This is a genomic window from Micavibrio sp. TMED2, assembly GCA_002168225.1.
Classification (GTDB): Bacteria; Pseudomonadota; Alphaproteobacteria; order TMED2; family TMED2; genus TMED2.
Genome location: NHBH01000001.1, coordinates 2067470 through 2086508 on the forward strand (window position 1 = coordinate 2067470; position 19039 = coordinate 2086508).

The window sequence follows — 19039 nt, forward strand, 5'->3', positions numbered from 1 at the left end:
ATTGGCAAGTCGATACCTTCAGGCCGCTTCGGCTTGCAGTGAAGCCATGTCGATGACAAAGCGATAACGGACGTCTGAGCGTTCCATCCGTTCAAATGCCTCGTTGATCTCGTCCATTCTGATCATCTCGCATTCCGGCAGGATGTTCATGCGACCACAGAAATCGAGTACCTCCTGCGTCTCGCGGATACCGCCGATGACCGACCCGGCAACCCGACGGCGCCCGAGGATCATCGGCACGGTCACCAGTTCCTCCATCGGCCCGACCTGACCGACAAGGCAGAGTGTGCCATCAACATCGAGCAGCGACAGATATGGGGTGACATCATGCTTGACCGGAATGGTGTCGATGATCAGATCAAAACCATAAGCAGCCTTGCCCATGGCCTCCTCATCGGCCGAGACAAGAAACGCATCGGCACCGAGCTCAATCGCATCCGGCTGTTTAGCCAGTGAGCGCGAGATGACGGTGACATGGGCGCCCATCGCTGCGGCCAGCTTGATCGCCATATGGCCGAGACCACCCATACCGATCACCCCGACCCGGCTGCCCGGCCCGACATTCCATGTTCTGAGAGGGGAATAGGTGGTAATGCCGGCACAAAGCAGCGGTGCCACCTTCGCCAGATCAAGGCTGTCCGGCACCTTCAGGACAAACTCCTCCCGCACAACCAGATGCTTGGCATAACCGCCATAGGTCAGGCTGCCATCAATGCGGTCGGGAGAGTTGTAGGTCTGGGTCATGCCCTCACGGCAGAATTGCTCCTCACCCGCATGACACTGGTCACAATGCTGACAGCTATCGACCATACAGCCGACAGCCACATGGTCGCCCGGCTTGTATTTCTGCACATCCGGGCCGACTTCGAGCACACGCCCGACAATCTCGTGTCCCGGCACATTCGGGTAAGTGGTCCAGCCCCAATCGTTCCGGGCAGAATGCAGATCGGAATGACAGACGCCGCAGTAGAGAATTTCCATCACCACATCATTGCCGCGTGGCTCCCGCCGCTCAAAGGAGAATGGAGCAAGTGCTGCTTCGGCACTCCGGGCCGCATAACCGATGGTTTTCATGGCAGGGTTCTTTCGATTTTCAATTATGGAAGACACCGGGGTCCGGTCTGAACCGCCGACAATCAATGACCTTGATTGCTTTGAATATATAGGAAGTGACTTATTCATTTTATCTGGCAAAATCCGATTATTCCTATATCGGAGATTCATAAATGCGGCGCGACCAACTTGGCGATCTCATGGCATTTATGGTGGTAGCGGAGGAATGCAGCTTTACCCGCGCCGCCGCCAGACTTGAGACGTCCCAATCCACACTGAGCCATACCATTCGCAGACTGGAGAGCCGCCTCGGCGTGCGTCTGTTATCCCGAACCACACGCAGTGTTGCGCCGACGGAAGCGGGCGAGCGCTTGCTGAAAACACTCCGCCCCGCCTTTGATGAGATCGAAAACAACCTTACATCCCTGAGCGAATTGCGGGAAAAACCGGCTGGCACAATACGCATCACCAGCGGCTGGCACGCGAGTGAAACCGTGCTCTTGCCAGCGCTGCGAAAGCTGCTACCGCAATATCCCGATCTCCGGGTTGAACTCATGACCGATCAGCGCCTGGTCGATATTGTCAGCGAACGCTTTGATGCCGGTGTCCGGCTGGGCGAACAGGTAGCGCAGGACATGATAGCGGTCCCGATCGGTCCGGAATTGCGCATGGCCGTGGTCGGATCACCGGCGTATTTCTCTGGGCGCAAACCACCGGTATCGCCCCATGATCTGACCGATCACAACTGTATCAATCTCTGGCTGCCAACACGCGGCGGCCCATATCCCTGGGAGCTGGAACAGGAAGCGCGCGAGCTGAATGTCCGCGTTGCCGGGCAACTGTCCTCAAACGATATCCGCATCATCCTGCATGCCGCGATTGATGGTCTGGGCCTTGCCTATGTGATGGAAGACATGGCCCTGCCACATATCGCCAACGGAAAGCTGGTACGGGTACTCGAAGACTGGTGCCCGCCCTTCTCCGGCTATCATCTCTACTATCCAAGCCGCAGACAGCATTCCCCGGCATTCGCATTACTGATCGAACAGCTACGCTACAGAAGCAATCAGGCGAGAGACTAGGTGCGTTTATTCAGTCCAGACATTGGAATTGCGCCAGCGAAAGATCGACCACTGACTGCATGTTATTGCGCAGCGCCTGTTTCAACTGGCTTTCCACCATCTGCTGTAACTCGCATCAAACCATATTGAGAAGCGACAAGGCCTCATGCACTTCTGGGTGCATTATCCACACCCAATTATCAGCATCATTATACTCCCCCTCAGCAAGGTAGAAAGTAAAAGTTACATCATTTGAGCGTATCTCAGAATCTTTAGCTGCAAGACCTATCCAGTTACCTATCTTCTTTGCCAAAGTTCCGTATATACTATTCGCCGTACTGTAAGAATCATATTCTCCTGCCTTTGCCAATTCTGCAGCAGTCATCTTCCGATCAACAGAAATGGCATGACTTGTTATCATAAGCCTTTCAGCTGAACTCATCGAAATATGTTCTATAGCCTCTTTATATTCCTCAACTGTACCAATGTGAGGCGCCCTTCGTTGAGATGCACGTTCTCTCTCAATGCGATCTAAAATTTCTTTTATTTTTACTATGACTGAATCGATACTTTGTCCTTGCGCCTCATCAATTTTTGATTTTCCAAACAAAGCGACTGCTTTAATATTTCCATTCAATGTCCCAGCAATAATTTTATACCTACCATATTCAATTTCTGTCCTATCCTTCATATCACCCCCTATTTAGTCTGGATAAAAATCTGCAACCGCAAACCTAAATATTTATTGAGGGCAAAGACATAAAGCAGATTGCGCAGCTTTCACAGCCCATACACAAAGCATATTAAAACAACAAAACTTGCATGCCGAAAAACATCAAAATAGCAGAGACACATTGGCGGGCAATCAGGCGAGAGGCTGACAGGCTTGCTTTATTCAGCTGCCGATACGAGCACCTGTCTCTCGGCACCGGCATGGTGCGTTGACAGGAAGCCAGAGATATCGTTGCTGGCCATCGGTCGAGCATAGAGGAAGCCCTGCAGCAGATCGCAATCAAGCTGATCCAGTGCCAGCGCCTGTTCCGCCTCCTCAACCCCTTCGGCAACCACCTGCATGCCGAGGTTTTTGGCCAGTGCCGTGATGGCGGCGACAATGGAGTGCCCCTTCTCGCCGGTTTGCATGTCCTGAATGAACACGCGGTCAATCTTGAGCTTGTCGAACGGGAAGCTGCGCAGATAGCTCAGTGACGAGAATCCGGTGCCGAAATCATCCATCGAGATGCCGACGCCCAGCTCCTTCAACGCTGACAGGGTCTGGCACACACTGTCGGTATCCTCGATCAGCAGGCTTTCAGTCACCTCAAGCTCAAGCCGTGAACCGGACAGCCCGTATTTATCTAGCAGTTCAACCACCCGGTCCTTCAGCCCCGGACGCCGGAACTGCACCGGCGACAGGTTGACCGCCACCCGTATGTCATCAGGCAGTGTGGTCAGTACACGGCAGGCCTCTTCCAGCGCCCAGTCACCAAGCGGGATAATCAAACCGGTCTGCTCAGCGATCGGAATGAACTCACCGGGCGACATCCGACCGAAAATCGGATCCTCCCACCGAACCAGTGCTTCAAACGACATCACACGCCCGGTTTTGGAATTGATCAGCGGCTGGAAATGCAACTCCAGCTGGTTATTGGCCAGCGCCTGTTTCAACTGGCTTTCCACCTGTCGGCGATAGCGGGCATCCTCGTCCATCTTGGCCTTGAAGAACCGGGAGGTCGCCTTGCCATCTTTCTTTGCCTCATACATCGCGGTATCGGCATTGCGCATGAGGACATCAAGATTGTCACCATCATCGGGATAGATGGCGATACCGATAGACGCAGTGACCTGCTCGTCCCCATCCTCAAGGTGAAGCGGCTCGTCAAAGGCCTGAAGAATACGGCTGGCAAGGGCATCGGCCTGTTCCGGCTGTCCTGCGGCCGCCTGCAATATGACGAACTCATCACCGCTGCGGCGCGCCACCACATCTTCATTGCGAATGACCCCCTGCAGCAACTGGCCGACGCGCTGCAGGACCTGATCCCCGGCCTTGTGTCCGCGCACATCATTGACCGCCTTGAAGCCATCAAGATCTAGCATCATCAGGGCAAATTTCTGCCCATGTCGGTCCGCAGTGGCCATGGATTTCGCCGCCAGCGTATCAAACATGCGCTGGTTCGGCAGGCCGGTCAGTTGATCATGATAGGCAAGATACTCGATCTGCTTCTCGGATTGGCGCTGGGCCGTCACGTCCCGGACAACCAGAACCAGCGCTGCCTCATCATTTGCCAGCATGATCGGTCGGACCTGAATCTCCGCAACAATATTCCGGCCCCGGGCAGACATGATATTGACCTGTTCAACATCATCAAAGGTCATATCGGTGAACAGGCGCATGGCCCGTGCCCGGCTCTCCAGTACAACCCAGTCAAGGATCGGCGTGGTCAGAATTTTATCGCGATCCGTCTGCAGCAAATCCTCCAGCCGCTTGTTGCAGTCAACAACCTGCTGGCCCTTGAAGATCGCAACGCCCTCGAAAGCACTGTCCGACAGGGTTCGGAACCGCCTCGCCTCTTCAGCCAGGCGTTTGGCCACCCGATTGTCGACCAGTAGCGCACAGGCACCAATCAGGATTACTGATAAGGAGGCAACAGCGACCGCTGCAATCAGCAGATCACGGGAAACACCGTCACTGAAATTGTCCGGGTACAGCCCCATCTGTATGGAGACCGCTGCCATGCCGGTGAAGTGCAACGCCACGGTGGTGAGGATCAGACCAATGGATGCCTCCAATATGCGCGGCGCAGCACGAAGGCAGAAACTTGCAGAGAAAGTCAGACCGCCGAGAATAATCGCAGCAATGATCGAGGCAGCCACATAATTCATGTCAAAGCTGATAGTGCCTGGGATCGTGACACCGGACATACCGATGTAATGCAGGCATGAAATACTGATACCGACCGTAGCCCCGGCAGCAAACAGCGATGGCCTGTCACGATGGTAACGGATCACAAACAGGCCGATGCCAAACCCGACAATGCCGATCAGCGCCGACAGGACAGTCAGCGCAAGATCAAAGCTGATCGGTACCTCGGTCCTGAATGCCAGCATGGCAATGAAGTGGGTGCTCCAGACTGTCAGACCGCAGGAAACTGCCGCCAGCGATGTCCACAACACAGGTTGTGTCCCCACACGCGCCCGAATTGCGGTGTGCATGCTGGCAAAACTTCCCAAAACACAAACGAAGACAGCAATCAACAGCAGCCATGGATCGTGATCGATCGTCAGGCATTCATAGATACGCCACATAAAGCCCCTCTGATTGGCGTAAAAAATATAGTCAACACCATACACAGGTGTTCGGGCACGGGTAACAAAAATGATGCAGCAACGCCAGAAATGAAATCACCACTCCGACCGCTATATTAACCTCGGCATAAAGGCATTTTATTCAAAAAATGGAAAAACATGGTTAATTGCAACGACAACCTTGTTGCCAATACCTTGAAACAAATCAGCTAGCTTCTTTTGGTACTACCCTTGCGGTAGAACTGGGTTTGGAAATGATCGCGATAATGGACGGGACTCATGCCGGTCCATTGCTTGAAAGCGCGGGTAAAAGCGCGGGTTTCCGAATAGCCCAGCATCTCGGCGATCATGGCAACCGAGTGATTGCCGCGAATTAGTTTCTCAATGGCGAGATCAGCAAGCTGTTTGATGTCGTCAGGGTGCACCCCGGCCGCCTCACATTTGGCCCGGTAACAGGCGACGCTGTCATAGGTATGGCGAACCACAGGCTTCCTCATGACAAAGCGCTCGGCGGCGGCTGGGTTGAGCGCGCATAATCGAAAACCTGGGTGCCCGCGATCAAAGTATGGCAGGCATCAGGTGGGTCACGACAGGCTTTGCGCCATCGCTCAGCAAGGCGGCAATCCGGTCCTGAAGCTCTTTGTCCGTTACCGAGACGCGCTCATGGTGACGCAGATGTTCGGCCCATGATCTTTCCGACCAGATTTCGGTGACCATATCTGCCTGACCGGGTTCCTGCAGTATCTGCCAGCCATAGCCGCCATGGCGTTGCCTGACCCGTTTCAGTTGCTGCATGAGGTTGAGGAACGCCTGCCGGTTATCCGGCGCGACCCGGTACTGCACGGTGATCGTCACGGAGCGTTTGTAATCCGCCTGATCGAGTTCCACCGGTGGGGCTGGCCAATGCATTGACGGTGTGAAGTCGATTTCGGCACCGCTGCCCAGTTTGAAGCGCCATGTGAGCGGTATTGCCAGCACCAGACCGGCGGCTGCAATCAGCATACTGACCGGAATACCGGCGATACCGGCAAGCTGGCCCCAGATGATGCTGCCCGCTGCCATGGTACCGAAGAACACCATCAGGAAAATCGACAGACCACGGGCGCGAACCCAGTTCGGCAAGGCCACCTGCGCCGATACATTGAGCGTCGAGAGCACGGCAATCCAGCTGGCCCCGGCACAGGCCGCCGCGATCAGGGCAGCAATCTGGTTCGGCACAACGGCAAAGACAACCAGCACCAGTGCCGTCCCGATCGTCCCCAGCGCCACCATCCAGTCCGGTCCCAGCTTCTGCCGCAGTTTCGGCATGATGACGGCACCCAGCACGGCCCCGGCCCCGACACTGCCCATCAGCAGACCATAGAGTTGAGCACCGCCCTGCAGCACCTCACGCGCGATCAGCGGCAGCATGGTCCAATACGCGCTGGCGAACAGGAAGAAGCCCACAGCCCGTACCAATGTGTGTCCCAGCTCAGAACTATGTCTGGCAAAGCGCAGACCGGTCCACATGGCACCGAGGATGTGCTCGGTCGGTAATGTACTTTGTTCGGCCTGTGCCGGTCGCCACCAGACCAGCACCGCGATAATGCCGAGCGTGGAGATAAAGTTGAGCGCGAAGGGTGCGGCAACACCCACGGACACGATCAGAAGACCGGCAAGCGCCGGACCGATGGCCCGGCTGATATTGATGCCGACCGAGTTCAGGGATACGGCGGCGGACAGCGTCTCGCGCCTGACCAGCGTTGGCACAATCGCCTGCCAGGCCGGTGCCATGAAGGCCGCACCGGTGCCGAGCAGAAAGGTAAAGGCCAGCAGCGTCACCGGCGTCACCATCTCGACCGCGACCAGTGCGGTAAAGACGGCAACCGTAGAGGCCATCAGTATATTGACCACGATCAGCAGCCGTCGGCGATCGCAGATATCGGCGAGAGCACCCGCCAGCACGGCGAACAGAAAGATCGGCAATGTGGTGGCAGCCTGCACGAGCGAGACAATCGCCGGGGATGGAGCCAGTTCGGTCATCAGCCAGGCCGCCCCGACATCATGCATCCATGTGCCGACATTCGAGATCACGGTTGCAACCCACAGGGCGGCAAAGGCGGGTTCCCGTAACGGTGCCAGTGCACCGGTCTCCGATGAGGTCGCAGTCATGATCCAAAATCCTCTGTACTCAAACCGCGAAACAGGAGCAGCCAAGCGCACCCCAGAAGCTTTTCTGGTCGGCAACCGGCAGGGGATTGGTCCATGCGATACCGTGATCATGGCCATGGAGATTACAGGCCGAGGAACAGCCGCAGGCACTCGCCATCTGCAAGCTGTTGTGCGTATGCGCTGTACGTTGTGCCGGTGACGGTTCATGCAGAACCGGCGACCATGATGGCGAGGCCGGTGGCAAGGCTGGCGATAGCTTGTCAAACTCGCGATCACCGAACACGATCCGGCCCCCAACCATGGTCAGCACCGATGTGATGCCGCGGATGGCTTCCGGCTCAATGCTCATGAAGTCATCGGACAGGACGGCCAGATCGGCATACATGCCGGGTTTCAGCGTGCCCTTGACGTCATCCTCACCAGAGAACCATGCCGAGCCATGGGTCCAGATCCGCAAGGCTTCCTCCCGAGACAGCACGTTGTTGTCATTGTAGAGCGACAACCCGCCAAGGGTCTTGCCGGTGGTCAGCCAGTACAGCCCAACCCACGGATCGTAACTCGCAACCCGCGTTGCATCGGTACCGCCACCGACCGGCACATCCATGCCGAGCATGGTGGTAATCGGCGGGGTCAGTTCCGCCGCCTGTGCACCGTAACGATCGACGAAGTACTCTCCCTGAAACGCCATGCGGTGCTGGATTGCGATGCCACCACCCAGCGCCTTGATGCGCTCGATATTCTGCGGCGTCACCGTCTCGGCATGGTCAATGATGAAGCGACTTTCAAAGGGCTGGCGACCATTGACCCGCTCGAAAACGGTCAGGAAGCGATCTATCGTCTCGTTATAGGTTGCATGGATGCGGAACGGCCATTTGTTGGTTGCCAGCAACTCGACAATCGGTTCCAGCTCGCTTTCCATCGTTGGGGCCAGATCGGGACGCGGCTCAAGGAAGTTTTCGAAATCCGCCGCTGACCAGGTGAGGTTCTCCCCGGCCCCGTTCATGCGCAGCATGTCCGATCCGGCACCCGGCTCGGTCATGGCAATCCAGCGCTCGTAATCATCAAGTTCCGCACCGGCCTTCTGCGCAAACAGATTATAGGCAATTCGCACCGTCAACTGGTCATCATCGTCCAGTTTCCGGATCACGTCATAATCATCCGGGAAGTTCTGCCCACCGCCACCGGCATCAATGATCGAGGTGATCCCCAGACGGTTCATCTCACGCATATAGTGGCGGGTCGAATTGATCTGGTCCTGCAGCGGCAGCTTCGGCCCCCGCGCCAGTGTGGAATAGAGGATCAGCGCCGATGGCTTGGCGACCAGCAGGCCGGTCGGCTTGCCGTTGCCGTCCTTCTCGATGACGCCACCCGGCGGGTTCGGCGTCTTGCTGTCAAAGCCGAGAACATCCAACGCTGCCTTGTTCAACAGGGCGTGACCATAGAGATGCAGGATGAAAACCGGCGTGTCCGGGGCAGCCTTGTTGATTTCAGCCAGTGTCGGCATGCGTCGTTCGGCAAACTGGAACTCCGACCAGCCGCCGATGACCCGAACCCATTGCGGGGCCGGTGTCCGGTCGGCCTGTTCCTTCAGCATCCGCAGGGCATCCGCCAGTGACGGCACATTCTCCCAGCGCAATTCCATATTGTAGTTGAGCCCACCGCGGATCAGGTGCGTATGGCTGTCGTTCAGGCCGGGAATAACCCGGCGACCGTTGAGATCGACCTTACGCTTGGCATTGCCGAGCCGCATGATCTCGTCATTGGTGCCGGTTGCCAGAATGCGACCATCGGCAATCGCAACTGCCTGCGCCTCCGGGTTTTCGGGGTCAAGCGTTGTGATGCGGCCATTATAGAGGATGGTGTCAGGCTTTCCGGACATGGTTTGGCTCCAGACAATATTGGGAAGGGCAAGGGCAGTGCCGGTTGCGGCCAGCCCGGTCATGACGCTGCGGCGACGGATGCTCATCGGTCTCTCCTTGTTGGGGAAAGCAGCTGCCCATCGCCGGATGACCATGGGCAGCGTGCATATATCGGTTGCAGTTGGTCGGTTGCAGTGGCCGGTCTATTTCGCTGGAACCGGGTCCAGAACCTCACCGTGTGCAACCCGCTCGGGTGCCTTGTGAACCATGGTATAGGCGTAATCGACCCCCATGCCGTAAGCGCCGGAATGCTCCTTCACGATGTCGATGACCGCGTCATAGGTCTCGCGATGCGCCCAGTCGCGCTGCCATTCGAGCAACACCTGTTGCCAGGTCACCGGCACCACACCAGCCTGGATCATCCGCTGCATGGCATAATCATGGGCTTCCTTGCTGGTGCCGCCGGAGGCATCGGCAACCATGTAGATTTCATAGTCACCCTCAAGCATCGCCCCGAAGGCAAAGGTGTTGTTACAAACCTCGGTCCAGAGGCCGGAGACGATGATCTTCTTGCGCCCGGCCTTGGCCAGTGAATCGCGTACCTTCTGGTCATCCCATGAGTTCATGGAGGTGCGCTCAAGTATCGGGTTCTCCGGAAACACCGCCAGCAGTTCGGGATAGGTGTGGCCGGAGAAGCTTTCGGTCTCCACCGTGGTGATGGTGGTCGGCACATTGAATACCTTCGCCGCCTTGGCGAGACCGACCGTATTGTTCTTCAGCACCTGACGATCAATCGACTGGACGCCGAATGCCATCTGCGGCTGATGATCAATAAAAATGATCTGGCTGTTGGCCGGGGACAGTTGCTCGAGTTTGGATTTGGACATTGTTTTCTCCTTTAATTCAGCGGGTTGAGTGATTGGGTAGGTCGTGGTCAGGCCGCGAGATCGAAGACGAGGATTTCCGCGTCATCATCGGCGACAAGGTCGATTGAGGGCTCATCAACCAGCCCAAGGCCGTCTCCGGCTCTGAGAGCCTCGCCATTGGCGGTGACATTGCCGCGAACCAGTTGCACCCATGCGGTCCGGTTCGGGCGCAGCTTCAGGGACGCCCCCTCACCGCTTTTCAGCAGGCTGCCATAGAGATCGGCATCGCGATGGATCGTGACCGATCCTTCCCGACCGTCACGGGATGCCAGCAGGCGCAAGGTTCCGCGCCGTTCGGCATCGGGAAACGCCTTCTGCTCATAGCTCGGGGTGATGCCTTCGGCTTCCGGTACGATCCAGATTTGCAGGAAGTGAACCGGATCATTCTTGGAGTGGTTGTACTCGCTGTGCCGGATGCCGCTGCCTGCGGACATGCGTTGCAGGTCACCCGGACGGATCACCGAACCGGTGCCGATTGAATCCTTGTGCTCAAGCGCGCCGTCAATGACGTAGGAGAGAATCTCCATGTCGCGGTGACCATGGGTGTCAAAGCCGGCGCCGGGGCTGACCTTGTCCTCGTTGATGACCCGCAACGGGCCGAAGCCCATATGGTTGGGATCGTAATAATGGCCGAAGGAAAAGCTGTGACGGCTGTCGAGCCAGCCGAAATTGGCCTTGCCACGCTGTTCTGCCGGACGAAGAATTTTCATCGTATTTCTCCTTGATGCGCAGCTCCCTTGCCGCGCCTTGTTGTGCAGCCGTTTGCTGCGTCTGGGAGAAATATCGTTCAGGTTGATTAAATCGACAATTCCATAAATAATGCACATATCGTCCATTTTTTAAGGACAATTAACATGGATAAATTCGCGGCCCTGCAGACCTTTGTGACAGTTGTAGAAGAGGAAGGTTTTGCGGCAGCTGCCCGGGCCATGGGCATGTCCCGCTCGGGTATCAACCGACTGGTTCTGGCGCTGGAAGACGAGCTCGGCGCCCAGCTGTTGAACCGCACCACCCGACATGTCTCACCAACCGCCACCGGTACGGCCTTCTATCAGCGGGCCAAGACAATCCTCGGGTTTCTGGAAGAGGCGGAACAGGAGGTTCGCGCCGATCATACCGAGGCCAGCGGCACCTTGCGCATCTCCGCGCCCCTGAGTTTCGGCATGCAGCATCTGAGCAAGGCGGTGGCCGAGTTCATGAGTCGGCACCCGGAACTCGAGATTGACCTCGATCTGAGCGACCGTTTCGTCGATCTCGCCGAGGAGGGCTATGATCTGGTCGTCCGCATCGGCCAACCGCAGGAAGATGCCCATCTGGTTGATTTCCGGATTTGCGAGGCCAAACGGGTGCTCTGTGCCTCACCGGCCTTTCTCGCCAAACATGGCCAGCCGCAACAGCCCGACGACCTGAAACGGCTTCCCTGCCTCGATTATGGTCTGCGCCCGGCGACTAGGCCATGGCGACTGACCGGACCGGACAACCGGGAAGTACAAGTGCGCCCCAAGGTGATTTTCGCCAGCAACAATGGCGAGGCCCTGCGCGATGCGGCCCTTCATGATCTGGGCATAACCCTGCTGCCAACCTTCATTGTCGGCGAGGAGTTACAGGCCGGGCGACTGGTCACGGTCATGCATGACTGGAAGCCGATACAGCTGATGCTGTCCGTGGTCTACCTGCCCAACCGCCACCTCTCGGCCAAGATACGCCTGTTCACCGATTTCATGATCACCCGCTTCGGCCCCCACCCTCACTGGGATCTGGTTGAGTGAGGGAGCCTTCCCCCTGGGCTTGGCAAAAAGTGCTACCAGACCAGTCACCATAATTTTCAGCTTCCCTGTTGGCATGTTGCTGGGAGCAATAAGAAAAAAATCGCAGGGTTGTTTGCCTGAATGCGTATATCAGATTGATATTGCTCGATAGCCCCTGATCTTACGCGGACCCTGTTGGTATGAAGCTGTTCCTGAAAGTTGCGCTGGCCTGCATCCTGATTGCGGCAGGTATCTGGCTGTTTGCCGATATGTATCGTGCAGGCAATGCACAGGAAAACACCGCGGCAGCAGAGGTCATGGTCACCCGCGGGACAATTCAGTCTGTGGTGACGGCGCAGGGTACGCTTGAGCCCAAGGAATATGTCGATGTCGGCGCCCAGATTTCCGGGCTGGTCGAGAAAATGCATTTCGACATCGGCGATACGGTCAGCGAAAACGATCTGATCGCCGAGATCGATCCCGATGTTTATGACGCACGGGTCAAGGAAGATCAGGCCCGGCTGAAAGCCTTGCAGGCACAGCAACTGGAGCAGCAAGCCCTCGTCAAACAGGCGCGGCAGAAACTCGAGCGCTACAGGAAGCTGTTAAGTGCAAGGGCCGTCAGTGAGGAAACCTATCAGGACGCCGAAACTACGCTTGAGGTGGCGCGCGCCGGTCTGTTGTCGCTTGCGGCACAGATCGAGGAACAGCAATCGACGCTTGAAGGTGACGAGACCAATCTCAGCTATACCAAGATTTATGCCCCGATGGCCGGTACCGTGGTCGACAAGGCGGTCGAGGAAGGCCAGACCATCAATGCCAATCAAACCACGCCGACTATTGTACAGATCGCCGATCTCGACACCATGACCGTCAAGGCACAGGTTGCCGAGGCCGATGTGATGAAGCTGCAGCCCGGCATGGACTCCTATTTCACCACCCTTGGGTCGGGCACCCGTGAATGGCATGGCACAGTACGCCAGATCCTGCCGACACCGGAAACCGAGAATGATGTGGTGCTGTACAGCGTGCTTATCGACGTACCGAACCGCGACCGGGTGCTGATGACCGGCATGACCACACAGGTCTTCTTCATCGTTGCACAGGCGGTTGATGCACCGCTGGTGCCGGTTTCGGCATTGCGGCGACGGGTGCCGGATGCCGATACCGATGATGGCCTCGCCTATGAGATAGAGATCAAGGGCAAGGGCCTGCAGACGATTATCGTCAGCGTCTCCGATCGCCAGCAAGCTGCTGTGGCATCCGGCCTCGACGTGGGCGATACGGTCCTGCTGGGGAGTGCATCATCAGCCGCAGCACAGGGGCAAGGCGGCTTCCGGCGTGGCGGGATGGCCCGGATATGAGCACCGAACCACTGATCGACATCACCCATCTGTCGCGTCACTTTACCAGCGGCGAAACCGTGGTGAAGGCGCTGGATGATGTCAGCCTGTCGATCCATCCCGGCGAATTCGTTGCGATCATGGGGCAGTCAGGCTCCGGCAAATCGACCCTGATGAATATTCTCGGCTGTCTCGACCGCCCCACTGAGGGCACATACAAGGTGCTCGGCCGGGAGGTCAGCAAGCTGGGGCCGGATGCACTGGCGAACCTGCGGCGGGAAACCTTCGGTTTCATTTTTCAGCGCTATAACCTGCTCGGCACCGCCACGGCGGAAGAGAATGTTGAGATACCGGCGATGTATGCCGGTCTGGCGAAGACCGTGCGCCAGAGCCGCGCGCGCAAACTGCTCGGCGACCTCGGGCTGGGGGAGCGCGGCGATCATCGCCCGAACCAGCTCTCTGGTGGCCAGCAGCAGCGGGTGGCGATTGCCCGGGCACTGATGAATGACCCACCGGTCATCCTCGCCGATGAACCGACCGGCGCGCTCGACAGCAAGAGCAGTGAAGACGTGATGCAGATCCTGAAGGGCCTGAACCGACAGGGGCGCACGGTGATTGTCATCACCCACGAGGAAGCGGTCGCCGCCCATGCCCGGCGCGTGATCCGCATACAGGACGGGCGGATACTGTCCGATGATGGAGAGACAGCACAGGACAATCCCGCTGCCGTGCTGCCGGAAACCAAACGCAATGGCGAGAGCGTACGGCTGATCTCGGATACCGAGGAAGCAGTGCGAACCGCGCTCAGGGCACTGCACGTCAACATGTTCCGCACCGCGCTGACCCTGCTCGGCATCGTGATCGGTGTGGCCGCGGTCATCACCATGCTGGCGGTTGGCAATGGCAGCAAACAGAACGTGCTCGACCAGATCAGCGCCATGGGCACCAACCTGCTGAACATCCGCCCTGGCATGCCGGGAATGCGCTCATCCGGGGATGTGGCGACGCTACTGCCCGAAGATGCCCGCGCCATCGCCGCCAATATCGACAATATCAGCTATGTCGTGCCCGAGCGCAGCGGTTCCAAGACCGTGCGTTACGGCAATGTCGATGCCGCCGTTGGCATCTCCGGCGTCGGTGCCTATTTCCCGGAAGCGCGTGACTGGCCGGCGGTACAGGGCTCATTTTTCACCGAAGCCGATGTGAACAGTTACGCCGCCGTTGCGGTGCTCGGAGCCACGGTGGTCGAGAACTTCTTCCCCTATGAGAACCCGCTCGGACAATACATCCTGATCGGCAATATCCCGTTCGAGGTGATCGGCATCATGAAGGCCAAAGGGGCGACCCCCTGGGGCCGGGATCAGGACGATACCATCTGGGTACCCTACACCACCTCGCTGGTGCGCCTGTTCGGCTCGAACTATCTGAGCACGATGAACATCAAGGTCGATAATGTCGACGAGATCGAGCAGACCCAGACAGCGATTACCAACCTGCTGGCATCGCGCCATGGTGAGGAGGATTTCTCGGTACGCAGCTCAACATCATTCCTCGAGATGGCAACCGAGACCCAGAATACCCTGACCATCCTGCTCGGTGCGGTCGCGGCGATCTCGCTGCTGGTCGGCGGTATCGGTGTCATGAACATCATGCTGGTCAGCGTGGTCGAGCGCACGCGCGAAATCGGCATCCGCATGGCCACCGGTGCCCGGCGACGTGACATCATGATCCAGTTCAATACCGAGGCCGGGGTGGTCTGCACCATCGGCGGCCTGCTCGGTGTCGCCATCGGCTTCAGTGCCGCCGGGGCGTTGTCCCTGTTCGGCATGAACATCGCCTTCTCGATGGGACCACCGCTGCTCGCCTTCGGCTGTGCCGTCTGTACCGGCCTGTTGTTCGGATACCTGCCAGCGCGCAAGGCAGCGCGCCTTGATCCCGTCGTCGCGCTGAGTTCGGAGTGAGCCTGTGAGAAACCATCTCGTTCTGCCAGTCGCGGCCCTGTTCCTGTCCGCCTGCTCGCTCACCCCCGATTACAACCGTCCCGATATCGCGGCACCGGCAACATGGAGCCAGCAACAGGATCAGCCGGGTGCTGCGGATATCGCCTATGACTGGTGGACCTCGTTCGGCAGCGAAGAACTGGACGGCCTGATGCAGGCGGCGCTGGCCAACAACACCGACCTGCTGGCCGGTATCCAGCGGATCGAGCAGGCACGGGCCAGCCTGAAAATAGCCGGAGCCACCCTGCTGCCACGGGTCGATGTTTCAGGCGGTGGCAACCGTTCCTATACCGATTTTGCCGATGGCGGTTCGGATCAGGCAACCAGCCTGAACGCCGGTCTGGGCATCGCCTATGAACTCGACCTGTTCGGTGCCAATCAGGCCAGGGTCGAGGCGGCACAGGCGCAGTATGAGGCGACCACGTTTAACGAAGATGCCTTGTCACTGCTGGTCATGGGCGATGTCGCCACCGGCTATTTCACCCTGCTCAATCTGCGTGAGCGTCTGGCCATTGCCGATGACAATCTGCAGATCGCCCGGGAGTTGCAGGAGATTGTCCAGACGAGGCTCGATCTCGGCTCTGAATCCATGCTCGCGCTCGCACAACAACGGGTTGCGGTCGCCAATAGCGAAGCCGCCCGCGCAGCATTGATCCAGCAGATCGCCAGTGCGGAAAACGCGCTGGCGGTATTGCTCGGCAAACCACCGGGGGCCGTTACGGTCGAGGCGGAGAACCTGTCCGGCACAACAGTACCCGGCATCGCACCCGGCCAGCCATCATTCCTGCTCGAGCGCCGCCCGGATATCAGGGCAGCCGAGGCAACGCTGATTGCCGCCAATGCCGATATCGGTGCCGCGCGGGCGGCATTCTTCCCGTCGATCTCACTCGGCGGTACCGGCTCGCTGGCCTCGACCGGCTTCGGTGATCCGGTGACCAGCGTTATCGCCCTCGCCGCCTCGATCGCAGCACCGATCTTCTCCGGCGGGGCCAATGAAGGCGGGTTGGAGAGCGCCACCGCCCGACAGCTGGAACTGGCGCAGGCCTATCGCGGCACCGTGCTGACCGGCTTTCAGGAAGTCGAGGATGCGCTGACAGCGGTCAGATCGGCACAGGACCGCGAGGCCGCCTATCAAGTCGCCATGGAGCAGTCGCGCGAAGCATATGACCTGTCGACACTGCAATATGATGCCGGTCTGATCGACTTTCAGACGCTGCTCGACACCCAGAGTTCGCGCCTGTCAGCCGAGGACAGTTATGCCCAGTCCCGCCTCGCCCTGCTGCTCGCCGCCATTGACCTCTACAAGGCCCTCGGCGGCGGCTGGCAGAGCGTGTAGACAGCAAGCGCGCCATTCAAAAGTTGGAATAGAAAATCACTGTAAAAATTTTTATTCTGCCAGTGCCATCCATCCAGCGCCGCCCACCCTGCCCGCTACCTGACGTCAAAGAGACAGAGAGATACATAAAATGACCAAACTGCTTCCCACCTCCACCGCTGGCAGCCTGCCGAAACCCTCCTGGCTGGCCGAACCCGAAAAACTCTGGTCTCCCTGGAAGCTTGAGGGCGAAGAGCTCGCGCTGGCCAAGCAGGATGCCCTCCGCGTGACTCTTGGCGAACAGTTTGGCGCCGGGATCGACATTGTCAGCGACGGCGAGCAGACCCGCCAGCATTTCGTCACCACCTTCATCGAAGGCCTTGAAGGCGTCGATTTTGAAAAGCGCGAAACCGTACGCATCCGGGACCGCTACGATGCCAGCGTGCCAACAGTGGTCAGCGCCGTATCGCGGCCCCGGCCGGTCTTTGTCGAGGACGCCAGATTTCTGCGCGCCCAGACCGACGCCCCGATCAAATGGGCGCTGCCCGGCCCGATGACCATGATCGACACACTATACGACGCGCATTACCGCAGCCGTGAGAAGCTCGCCTGGGAATTTGCCACGCTGCTGAACGAAGAGGCTCGCGAACTCGAAGCCGCGGGGGTCGACATCATCCAGTTCGACGAACCTGCCTTCAACGTCTTCTTCAACGAGGTGAATGACTGGGGTATGGCGACGCTCGAACGCGCGATGGAAGGCTTGGAATGCCAAAAGGCCGTTCATGTCTGCTATGGCTACGGCATCAAGGCGAATACCGACTGGAAGGCAACGCTCGGCTCCGAATGGCGACAGTACGAGATGATCTTCCCCGCCATTCAGCAATCCGGCGTCGATCTGGTCTCGCTCGAATGCCAGAACTCCCATGTGCCGATGGACCTGATCGAGATGTTGCGCGGCAAGAAGGTCATGGTCGGCGCCATCGACGTGGCCAATACGCAGGTCGAAACACCTGAAGAGGTAGCCAGCACCCTGCGCAAGGCACTTGAGTTCGTGGATGCAGACAAGCTCTATCCCTGCACCAATTGCGGAATGACGCCCCTGTCGCGTCAGGTCGCACGCGGCAAGCTCGAAGCGCTGAGTGCAGGAGCCGAGATCGTCCGGCAGGAACTGAGCACCTCTGCCGCGGCATAATCACTGCAATACCGGATATCACACCAAGGCACTGCGAGGGTGCCTTGGGCGGTGCCGTCAGAGAAAAAGTTTAATACTGCATGTTTCTGGAAAGCTTGCGAACTCGATCTGCATAAAATCAGAGAGTTACAAGCGCGCCATTCAAAATTTGAAACAGAAAATCACGGTGAAATTTTTTGTTCTGACAGTGCCTATCCGGGGATGATGGCGGTGGTGGCAGTCGTCTGCGAACCATGCTCTGTTCCCTGTTATCGCTGCAATACAGGGATTTTCAACATTCATGCGTTCTTCAAAACAGTGCCCTTGCCCATGAACAGGACAGAGAACTGCGGCGCAATCAGAAAATTCCCTGATCGTAGAAACAGGGAATAAATCTGCTCACAACAGGGAAGCCCGCAGCTTTTACAGCGATAAAATAATTAATTTAATCTTCCTAAGATCAGAACTTAACAGCCTCAATCACACCAAATCTGCAATATCAAAATCGGAAACCCCCAAGAGCAGAATTGATCCACCTTCCCCAAGCAACATCAGAATACTGCCTTCTACTTGGCTAATTGCGACCAGGTTTGGTTGCGACACGACGATCTGATCGCCGTCCTCAGCACTAAAATCTGTAATGACGTCGTTACCGAATCTGCCAGTAAAGATAAAGGTATCAGCCCCCTCTCCGCCCGTTAGACTATCATCACCGAGATTTCCATTCAGCCTGTCATTTCCATTATCGCCAAATATGGCATCATTTCCTTGGCCGCCAAATAGAACATCATCTCCCTGCCCTCCATATAGTAGGTCATTATCCTGGTTGCCATAGATGAAGTCGCTGTCCTGATTGCCATATATCGTATCGCTACCCTGTCCGCCGAAGCTAGTGTCGACACCAGACGCACCACGAACCAAGTCGTTGCCTTGGCCGCCATGCATCAAATCGTTACCATCACCACCATCAATACTATCGGAGTCGACATTGCCAAATAGGCGGTCATTTCCATTGTTGCCAAATATGGCATCATTTCCTTGGCCGCCAAATAGAACATCATCTCCCTGCCCTCCATATAGTAGGTCATTATCCTGGTTGCCATAGATGA

Annotated in this window: 15 protein-coding genes and 1 pseudogene; 6 read left to right on the forward strand and 10 right to left on the reverse strand. The window is 57.6% G+C overall.

Annotated features, from left to right (window positions below; translation table 11 throughout):
- Positions 1-18: 18 nt before the first annotated feature.
- The gene (locus tag CBB62_09840; protein OUT42538.1) at positions 19-1074 is read right to left on the reverse strand and encodes a hydroxyacid dehydrogenase; all 1056 of its coding nucleotides are present in this window, start codon (positions 1072-1074) and stop codon (positions 19-21) included.
- A gap of 152 nt (positions 1075-1226) precedes the next feature.
- On the opposite strand from CBB62_09840, the gene CBB62_09845 reads away from it, so the two are divergent.
- Positions 1227-2135 carry a LysR family transcriptional regulator gene (locus CBB62_09845; protein ID OUT42539.1) on the forward strand — a complete coding sequence of 303 codons (909 nt, stop codon included), beginning with the start codon at positions 1227-1229 and terminating at the stop codon, positions 2133-2135.
- Between the two features lie 115 nt (positions 2136-2250).
- On the opposite strand, the gene CBB62_09850 is transcribed toward CBB62_09845, so the two are convergent.
- The 7 genes from CBB62_09850 to CBB62_09880 all read right to left on the reverse strand — a co-directional run bounded on the left by CBB62_09850 (position 2251) and on the right by CBB62_09880 (position 11063).
- Complete coding sequence (locus CBB62_09850) at positions 2251-2805, reverse strand: hypothetical protein (GenBank protein OUT42540.1); 555 nt, start codon at positions 2803-2805, stop codon at positions 2251-2253.
- Positions 2806-3005: 200 nt separating this feature from the next.
- Entirely contained in the window at positions 3006-5417 is a 2412-nt protein-coding gene (locus tag CBB62_09855; GenBank protein ID OUT42541.1) for a hypothetical protein, read from the reverse strand.
- Positions 5418-5626: 209 nt separating this feature from the next.
- Positions 5627-5914: a hypothetical protein gene (locus tag CBB62_09860; protein OUT42542.1), complete on the reverse strand. Its 288-nt coding sequence runs from the start codon at positions 5912-5914 to the stop codon at positions 5627-5629.
- Positions 5915-5975: 61 nt separating this feature from the next.
- Positions 5976-7568, reverse strand: a complete 1593-nt coding sequence (locus CBB62_09865) for an MFS transporter (GenBank protein OUT42543.1) — start codon at positions 7566-7568, stop codon at positions 5976-5978.
- Between the two features lie 19 nt (positions 7569-7587).
- Complete coding sequence (locus tag CBB62_09870; protein OUT42544.1) at positions 7588-9534, reverse strand: amidohydrolase; 1947 nt, start codon at positions 9532-9534, stop codon at positions 7588-7590.
- A gap of 96 nt (positions 9535-9630) precedes the next feature.
- The gene (locus CBB62_09875; protein ID OUT42545.1) at positions 9631-10314 is read right to left on the reverse strand and encodes a hydrolase; all 684 of its coding nucleotides are present in this window, start codon (positions 10312-10314) and stop codon (positions 9631-9633) included.
- Positions 10315-10361: 47 nt separating this feature from the next.
- Entirely contained in the window at positions 10362-11063 is a 702-nt protein-coding gene (locus CBB62_09880; protein ID OUT42546.1) for a quercetin 2,3-dioxygenase, read from the reverse strand.
- Positions 11064-11207: 144 nt separating this feature from the next.
- Between CBB62_09880 and CBB62_09885 the strand changes: the two genes are divergently transcribed.
- The 5 genes from CBB62_09885 to CBB62_09905 all read left to right on the forward strand — a co-directional run bounded on the left by CBB62_09885 (position 11208) and on the right by CBB62_09905 (position 17951).
- Positions 11208-12122 (forward strand): transcriptional regulator, encoded by a 915-nt coding sequence (locus tag CBB62_09885; protein OUT42547.1) that lies wholly within the window; start codon positions 11208-11210, stop codon positions 12120-12122.
- A 179-nt stretch (positions 12123-12301) separates the two neighbouring features.
- On the forward strand, positions 12302-13465 hold the full coding sequence (locus CBB62_09890; GenBank protein ID OUT42548.1) for an efflux transporter periplasmic adaptor subunit: 1164 nt from the start codon (positions 12302-12304) through the stop codon (positions 13463-13465).
- Entirely contained in the window at positions 13462-15405 is a 1944-nt protein-coding gene (locus CBB62_09895) for a macrolide ABC transporter permease/ATP-binding protein MacB (protein ID OUT42549.1), read from the forward strand. The genes CBB62_09890 and CBB62_09895 overlap by 4 nt, the downstream gene beginning before the upstream one ends.
- A 4-nt stretch (positions 15406-15409) precedes the next feature.
- Positions 15410-16780 carry a transporter gene (locus CBB62_09900; protein OUT42550.1) on the forward strand — a complete coding sequence of 457 codons (1371 nt, stop codon included), beginning with the start codon at positions 15410-15412 and terminating at the stop codon, positions 16778-16780.
- A gap of 130 nt (positions 16781-16910) precedes the next feature.
- On the forward strand, positions 16911-17951 hold the full coding sequence (locus CBB62_09905; protein ID OUT42551.1) for a 5-methyltetrahydropteroyltriglutamate--homocysteine methyltransferase: 1041 nt from the start codon (positions 16911-16913) through the stop codon (positions 17949-17951).
- Positions 17952-18410: 459 nt separating this feature from the next.
- On the opposite strand, the gene CBB62_09910 is transcribed toward CBB62_09905, so the two are convergent.
- Both CBB62_09910 and CBB62_09915 read right to left on the reverse strand, forming a co-directional pair.
- Complete coding sequence (locus tag CBB62_09910) at positions 18411-18875, reverse strand: hypothetical protein (protein ID OUT42552.1); 465 nt, start codon at positions 18873-18875, stop codon at positions 18411-18413.
- Positions 18876-18926: 51 nt separating this feature from the next.
- Positions 18927-19037, reverse strand: a pseudogene (locus tag CBB62_09915) (hypothetical protein).
- Positions 19038-19039 lie beyond the last annotated feature (2 nt).

Excerpts from the sequence above, each read along its gene's own strand:
- CBB62_09855 (OUT42541.1), bottom strand. The coding sequence starts at position 5,417 with ATGTGGCGTATCTATGAATGCCTGACGATCGATCACGATCCATGGCTG.
- CBB62_09910 (OUT42552.1), bottom strand. The coding sequence starts at position 18,875 with ATGCATGGCGGCCAAGGCAACGACTTGGTTCGTGGTGCGTCTGGTGTC.
- CBB62_09885 (OUT42547.1), top strand. The coding sequence starts at position 11,208 with ATGGATAAATTCGCGGCCCTGCAGACCTTTGTGACAGTTGTAGAAGAG.
- CBB62_09845 (OUT42539.1), top strand. The coding sequence starts at position 1,227 with ATGCGGCGCGACCAACTTGGCGATCTCATGGCATTTATGGTGGTAGCG.
- CBB62_09880 (OUT42546.1), bottom strand. The coding sequence starts at position 11,063 with ATGAAAATTCTTCGTCCGGCAGAACAGCGTGGCAAGGCCAATTTCGGC.
- CBB62_09895 (OUT42549.1), top strand. The coding sequence starts at position 13,462 with ATGAGCACCGAACCACTGATCGACATCACCCATCTGTCGCGTCACTTT.
- CBB62_09865 (OUT42543.1), bottom strand. The coding sequence starts at position 7,568 with ATGACTGCGACCTCATCGGAGACCGGTGCACTGGCACCGTTACGGGAA.
- CBB62_09840 (OUT42538.1), bottom strand. The coding sequence starts at position 1,074 with ATGAAAACCATCGGTTATGCGGCCCGGAGTGCCGAAGCAGCACTTGCT.
- CBB62_09850 (OUT42540.1), bottom strand. The coding sequence starts at position 2,805 with ATGAAGGATAGGACAGAAATTGAATATGGTAGGTATAAAATTATTGCT.
- CBB62_09875 (OUT42545.1), bottom strand. The coding sequence starts at position 10,314 with ATGTCCAAATCCAAACTCGAGCAACTGTCCCCGGCCAACAGCCAGATC.
- CBB62_09890 (OUT42548.1), top strand. The coding sequence starts at position 12,302 with ATGAAGCTGTTCCTGAAAGTTGCGCTGGCCTGCATCCTGATTGCGGCA.
- CBB62_09905 (OUT42551.1), top strand. The coding sequence starts at position 16,911 with ATGACCAAACTGCTTCCCACCTCCACCGCTGGCAGCCTGCCGAAACCC.
- CBB62_09860 (OUT42542.1), bottom strand. The coding sequence starts at position 5,914 with ATGAGGAAGCCTGTGGTTCGCCATACCTATGACAGCGTCGCCTGTTAC.
- CBB62_09870 (OUT42544.1), bottom strand. The coding sequence starts at position 9,534 with ATGAGCATCCGTCGCCGCAGCGTCATGACCGGGCTGGCCGCAACCGGC.